This window comes from Candidatus Aquicultor sp. (assembly GCF_054640775.1).
Genome location: NZ_JBTSLF010000177.1, coordinates 1 through 5,127 on the forward strand (window position 1 = coordinate 1; position 5,127 = coordinate 5,127).

The 5,127-nt window shown below is 47.4% G+C and carries 9 protein-coding genes; 3 read left to right on the forward strand and 6 right to left on the reverse strand.

Translation table 11 applies throughout. The features are described from left to right. Nucleotides 1–340: 340 nt before the first annotated feature. Together ACYC56_RS12070 and ACYC56_RS12075 are read right to left on the reverse strand one after the other, a co-directional pair. The gene (locus ACYC56_RS12070) at nucleotides 341–571 is read right to left on the reverse strand and encodes a hypothetical protein (protein WP_461374429.1); all 231 of its coding nucleotides are present in this window, start codon (nucleotides 569–571) and stop codon (nucleotides 341–343) included. Between the two features lie 134 nt (nucleotides 572–705). Beyond that, entirely contained in the window at nucleotides 706–1,197 is a 492-nt protein-coding gene (locus tag ACYC56_RS12075; protein WP_461374430.1) for a hypothetical protein, read from the reverse strand. Nucleotides 1,198–1,512: 315 nt separating this feature from the next. Here ACYC56_RS12075 and ACYC56_RS12080 point away from each other — a divergent pair, with 315 nt between their 5' ends. Next, nucleotides 1,513–2,223: a M15 family metallopeptidase gene (locus tag ACYC56_RS12080; protein ID WP_461374431.1), complete on the forward strand. Its 711-nt coding sequence runs from the start codon at nucleotides 1,513–1,515 to the stop codon at nucleotides 2,221–2,223. Between the two features lie 4 nt (nucleotides 2,224–2,227). Here ACYC56_RS12080 and ACYC56_RS12085 read toward each other — a convergent pair whose 3' ends face one another. Continuing rightward, nucleotides 2,228–2,638 carry a helix-turn-helix domain-containing protein gene (locus ACYC56_RS12085; protein WP_461374432.1) on the reverse strand — a complete coding sequence of 137 codons (411 nt, stop codon included), beginning with the start codon at nucleotides 2,636–2,638 and terminating at the stop codon, nucleotides 2,228–2,230. A gap of 105 nt (nucleotides 2,639–2,743) precedes the next feature. Here ACYC56_RS12085 and ACYC56_RS12090 point away from each other — a divergent pair, with 105 nt between their 5' ends. Further along, nucleotides 2,744–2,971, forward strand: coding sequence for a helix-turn-helix transcriptional regulator (locus ACYC56_RS12090; RefSeq protein WP_461374433.1), 228 nt, complete (start codon nucleotides 2,744–2,746; stop codon nucleotides 2,969–2,971). 3 nt (nucleotides 2,972–2,974) lie between these two features. Beyond that, a complete protein-coding gene (locus tag ACYC56_RS12095; protein ID WP_461374434.1) occupies nucleotides 2,975–3,280 on the forward strand; it encodes a hypothetical protein in 306 nt (101 codons plus the stop codon). A gap of 33 nt (nucleotides 3,281–3,313) precedes the next feature. Here the strand turns inward: ACYC56_RS12095 and ACYC56_RS12100 are convergent, their stop codons facing one another. The 3 genes from ACYC56_RS12100 to ACYC56_RS12110 form a co-directional block, all read right to left on the reverse strand. After that, nucleotides 3,314–3,862, reverse strand: coding sequence for a DUF6115 domain-containing protein (locus ACYC56_RS12100; RefSeq protein ID WP_461374435.1), 549 nt, complete (start codon nucleotides 3,860–3,862; stop codon nucleotides 3,314–3,316). 13 nt (nucleotides 3,863–3,875) lie between these two features. After that, on the reverse strand, nucleotides 3,876–4,196 hold the full coding sequence (locus ACYC56_RS12105; protein WP_461374436.1) for a hypothetical protein: 321 nt from the start codon (nucleotides 4,194–4,196) through the stop codon (nucleotides 3,876–3,878). A gap of 113 nt (nucleotides 4,197–4,309) precedes the next feature. After that, nucleotides 4,310–4,978: a flagellar brake protein gene (locus tag ACYC56_RS12110; protein ID WP_461374437.1), complete on the reverse strand. Its 669-nt coding sequence runs from the start codon at nucleotides 4,976–4,978 to the stop codon at nucleotides 4,310–4,312. Between the last annotated feature and the right edge of the window lie 149 nt (nucleotides 4,979–5,127).

A 5,127-nucleotide genomic window follows, 5' to 3' on the forward strand; every position in this document is an offset into this window, starting at 1 on the left:
GGGCCACATCTTCAGCGTCTTGATAATCACCAACGATTTTGATGATAGTGGCGAAGATTAACTGTTGATAACGAATAACCAGCTTTTTGTACGCTTCACTGTCTCCAGCCAGCGATTGCTGGATTAGTTTCTCATCTGCGTCTGTAACCTTTGCCACCCCCCAGCGCTTACCCGTTAAATAAGACGAAGCTTAGCAGTATTTGACTGCAATTATTATCTTAATAAATAAACGTGTAATAGGAGAGTTTTATTTGCGATAGCAGAAAGGGGATAACGCAACCAAAAAGAAAGACCGCATTAACGCACTTCTAGCATTAATGCGGTCTACGATATAACTCTCTTAGACCCTGGTCTGTGACGCGGCGATCTTAGTCACGTTCTCATTCAGCTTTACATACACCTTGTTTACCGCTTCGCTGTATTGGGCTGCCAGTTCGCCGAGCCCTTCACCACTGGTCGTGGTAGTATGACGCACGGTATTCCACCGGCCGCTTAGCTCATGCACTTTTCCTAATAAATCCTCAGATTCCTCAAAGTCTTGTGGTGCTAGAGGTGTAGTTCTCTCGCTCATCTTGCTGTCTCCTTTAATGTAACGATTATTAGTACTGGTTCTTTGAATATTTGTTCACCCAGGATAGTAATCGGCAAACTAAGGGCGGTTTTTGATACCGAAGAGGATATGGGTAACATGGGCATCTTGACTTTTTATCTCACTACTAACTGCTTCAAATTTGCCAACTCATTTCGTAAATCGATGATTTGGTTTTCCATGCCGGAGATGCGGTTATCGCTTGCACGGGCACGTTCGACCTCGAGGGTGGTGAGGCGATCGGTAAGATCCGATCTTATGGCCTCGGCGCTAAATCGAACCTCTTGGACGTTCGATTCAAGGCCATTGACCTTTGATTCTAGCCCATTAACCCTACCGGACAGGTCTTTTGCGGTAGTGCCGTTGTTCTTTGAATCGGTTTTTGCACCGTATGCCGGAGTGGCGGCCTGTAGTCGGTGAAGGGTGGTTTCTTGTGCTGCGATTCTTTCTTGGAGGGCTTTTACCTCGTTGTTTCGTACTCTGTCAGTTGCGGCTTGGTGCCAGTAAAGGTAAGCGATGGCAATTGCCAGCGCTACAATAATCACCCATGGCAGTCTGCTCCCTACCGTCCCGTCGCCCTTCTTCAACCTATCAAGCGATACTTCCATAGTTTGTACCTCCATGCTTAGCAAGCTATTAGCATATTACCCACGGGTGGCTCTTTTAAACATGGCCTGGTAGGATGCTAAACCGACATAACCTACGGATTATTTGGGCACGCCTGATCAATGCCATTACCTAATTGTTACTTATTAACCGTGAATATTGCAAGTGGTCTCACGGTAATTTAGAACTCTCCAGGTGGCAAACTGAACGCCAGCCACAAATAACAAATCCGTCGGATTGTATATTGTAAAGCGACATCCTAGAACGTCGATAGAACTAACAGCTAAACGCATTCACTATCGATAAATGGAGGGCCTATGCCGTTCACGCTCAGGCAACTTAACAAGACGTTCGGCTCCTTTTCATACCGGGAGGACCCTAAAAAGAGGGGAGCCATCATCATCGATTCCCGATGGACCGCCGGCAATATCATCGGCATAACAACTCCTTTCGGCACGTTCTCCTGCCACCGTCTCGTCGCCCACCAGATGCGTAACTTCATCGACCAGGGCGTGGATCGAGGTCTCATAAACGATATTGGCGGGATCTGGGTTCCCAGGCATATTCTCTGGAATCCGGCGAAGCCACTCTCGGGCCACGCCTACGGGTGCGATATAGATATAAATGTCGATGACGGCTTGGATGGTCCGCGCGGTGTAATAAATTACGGCAACAACTCATACCAACCCTACGGGTTGCTTAAGCTCGCGAGGCAATGGGGTTTTGAATGGGGAGGGGCGTGGCGAACGGCTAAAGACGGAATGCACTTTTCCTGCATTCGCATCATTCCGCAAGGCAGCCACAACTCCGGTTTAAGATACCTACCTACCCTTAGCACTGGCTCCAGGGGTCCTGATGTTAAGGATCTGCAGGCGAGGCTTAACGCTAAGGGATTTTGTCTTGATGTCGACGGCATCTTCGGCCCGAAAACGGCGGCAGCACTCGCACGTTGGCAGAAAAAACGGGGTTTTACACCAACCGCCCACACGGACGCGCATACCTGGGAAAGTCTTGGCAGGGCAGCTTAGCCGCTTATTCGCGTCGGTCCGTGCGATACTTTGCTTTCAATTCTCTTATCAGCTCTTCGACCTCTTGTTTTTGCTCTTCATTTAAAGACACAAGTTCCGAGGTCAACTCGATCGCACGCTCATCCAGTACAAGCTCGGCGATTTTCGGGTTTCTATCTATTTTATCTTTTGCCGCGTACTCTCTGTATTCCTTGAAGTATGACGGTTCGATTTTAAGACCCTTCGCGATCACCTCGATGTTTTCCTTCGTAGGCTTTGATTTGCCCGATGCCAGATTGTGAAGGTATGTGGTCGATAGCTGCCTTCCGATTTCTCGCGCGAGCTTAGGAAAGCTAAATTCCTTAGCCTTCATCATCTCCCTGAGAGCCTCCGGGAAATCCTTATATGTGCGGTCGCCGGACGTATATGCATTCATACGATAATTATAAGCTTGTAGTAGTAACTATTGACAACATCTGTTGACAATCGTTAAAAGTTTCTATAACCTTTCACTGTAAGGTTAATACGCGGGAGTTTTCGTATGGCTTCATTTTTGACAAAACTCGAGATGGTATTACATGAACGTGAGATTAACCAGAGTGCGCTGGCGAGGAATATCGGCGTTGACCGCAGCCTTGTAAACAAGTGGGTGAAAGGCAAGCATATGCCATCAGCGCATTTCATGACCAAAATTGCGCGGGAACTGAGAATGACCGAGCAAGAATTGTTCTTCGATGCCGGTTTCAAAGGCGCGTGCAAGCGTCAGTAAAACATGACTACAATCAACGATGCGAGGGGCAGGATACATATGGGGGGCGTACCACAATTGTTTAAAGCCTTGATAACAAGGTTGAAATCAACGCTTTTTGCGGGTGACAGCGACAAGTTTTTAGACAAGCAGATGGATGAACTCGAAATGCGGATGGATTCAGCAGAGCGAATCTTATTAAAGGAACGCGACAATCTTCTAAAAGAATTGAGCAAGGAATCGGACCCGATACGAAAGCGCCGACTTATTCTCGGCATCACAGAGATCGAGACTATCCTGAAGAAACGGCGGATGTTTGAAGAGAGCTAACCCCGCCAATTGTTTTTCAGAGCGGCTCCCTGATTATACCATTGGTTGTCTTGGCTGGCGGGGTTGGGAAAGGATATCCATCGTACTTATCTCCATCAGGTTGATGATAAGTTGAACCTCGTCTGCGCTCATACCGGTATGCTTCGCGATCTGGGCTGCGCTCCAGCCTCTGCGGCTTAGCTCGTGAACTTCCTTGTGTTTGATGGCCTGGCCTTGGGGCGCAGGCGCCGCCGCGACTTGCGGTGTAGATATCTGGGCTATTTCGGGTTGCCGGGGCTGGACAATCGGCCTCAGCTCATCCCCGTATTCGTAGTAGTATTGCAGCTCGCGTATGCGGTCATCCGCTTTCTCGATCATCTGGTTAAGCCTGTCTGCGGATTCTTCCATATCTTCAAGGGCTTTTTTAACCGAATCCTGCAGTTCCTTAATCATTAAGCTGAGGGAGTTTTCGAGGGAGTGAAGGTCGTCATTGTTCTTTCGCATACGGTCAGCGGCGGATATTCGCTTCAGCGTTGCCCAAGCCAGAACAGGGATTCCAATTAATGCTATTGAAAGTAGTGCGACTATTAGTTCAAACCCCATACGAAACGAGCTCCTATATTTTTATGTCTATGATATGTTCAGGTGCCGTTGCTGCAGCTTCTTTTTTTTCTTTATCTGCTTCGCCGCTCGTCTGTTCTTGCTTACCCTTATCGTGTGAGCCCTGGCCAGCGTTTTTACTCTTATTGTGAATCACGACTTCATCCGCATGGGGGGCAGTGGTAACCTGCTGTTCTTTTACCGCATGCTGTTTTTGCAATGCTTCAGCAAATTGTTGTTGTTGGACTTTTGGTTGCTGTTGCTGGGATTGCTGCACACGCTCGACTTCTTGTGCTTTTTGAACGATTATTTGAAGATCGGTTGGCCGGATCGACATGGCGCGCCTTCCTTCTATAAAACTACTATTACTCACCCAGTAAAACAATCAATCCGCTAATGAATTATAGCATGCTGGCCAGTGGGCATCTAGTAAAAAACTTTGGAGTGGGCTTAAGCTTTTTTCTTAACTTTTCTTAACGAAAGCTGCTCTTGGGTGATGAACTTGATGATTCTATCGCGGTCTGTCTCTTTTATTTTTTTAAAGTTAATACCGATTAGGTACTCGTTTCTGATAATACTACGCGGCACTACGCGGACGATCTCTCCGATAACCTCTATCGGCCGCCCATCGGATATCGACACGGTGAGCTTCATCATGACGCCCGTATAGATGGTTTTCGCGCTTCGAAGCACCATGCCAATGCCGCTGCCGCTTATGTCCCACACCATCGCTTCAACCGGCATAATCTCGGCCTCGACGACCTCTTTCTCGATGAGTTGGTAATGGGCGGATGCCGATGGTTTGGAGAGCCTGAAATACTGCCTGCGCTGAACAAAGTCGATCTCACCAGTGGGGTTAAGAACTAAACGGCTCTTTGTCTCGTCTGTTTCGTCGATGGCAGCCTTGATTAGATACGCACCATTTTCCTCGGGGAATACAATCGTCACCGTGTTTAATGCGTTTGTATTTAATGGCGTGGATTTTCTACCCAGGGCGTGGCATACGACAAGCTCATGATTTAAGATGTTGCTGACGCCAAAAGGCCAGGAGAGACCTTTTACATCCTCGATGTAGATTATTTGACCTGCTTTTACTAAATCTAGAGCTTCTACCTGCATGTATCCATCCTCTAATGCATGTTTACTAAGCGCATCTACAAAAGCATCTATAAGAGCCTAACTATGCACGTACTAACTATAGATGCACTAATTATGGATGTACCAATAAGTCACAAAACCTGCAAAAGTTATTCTATAAAATTATCGGC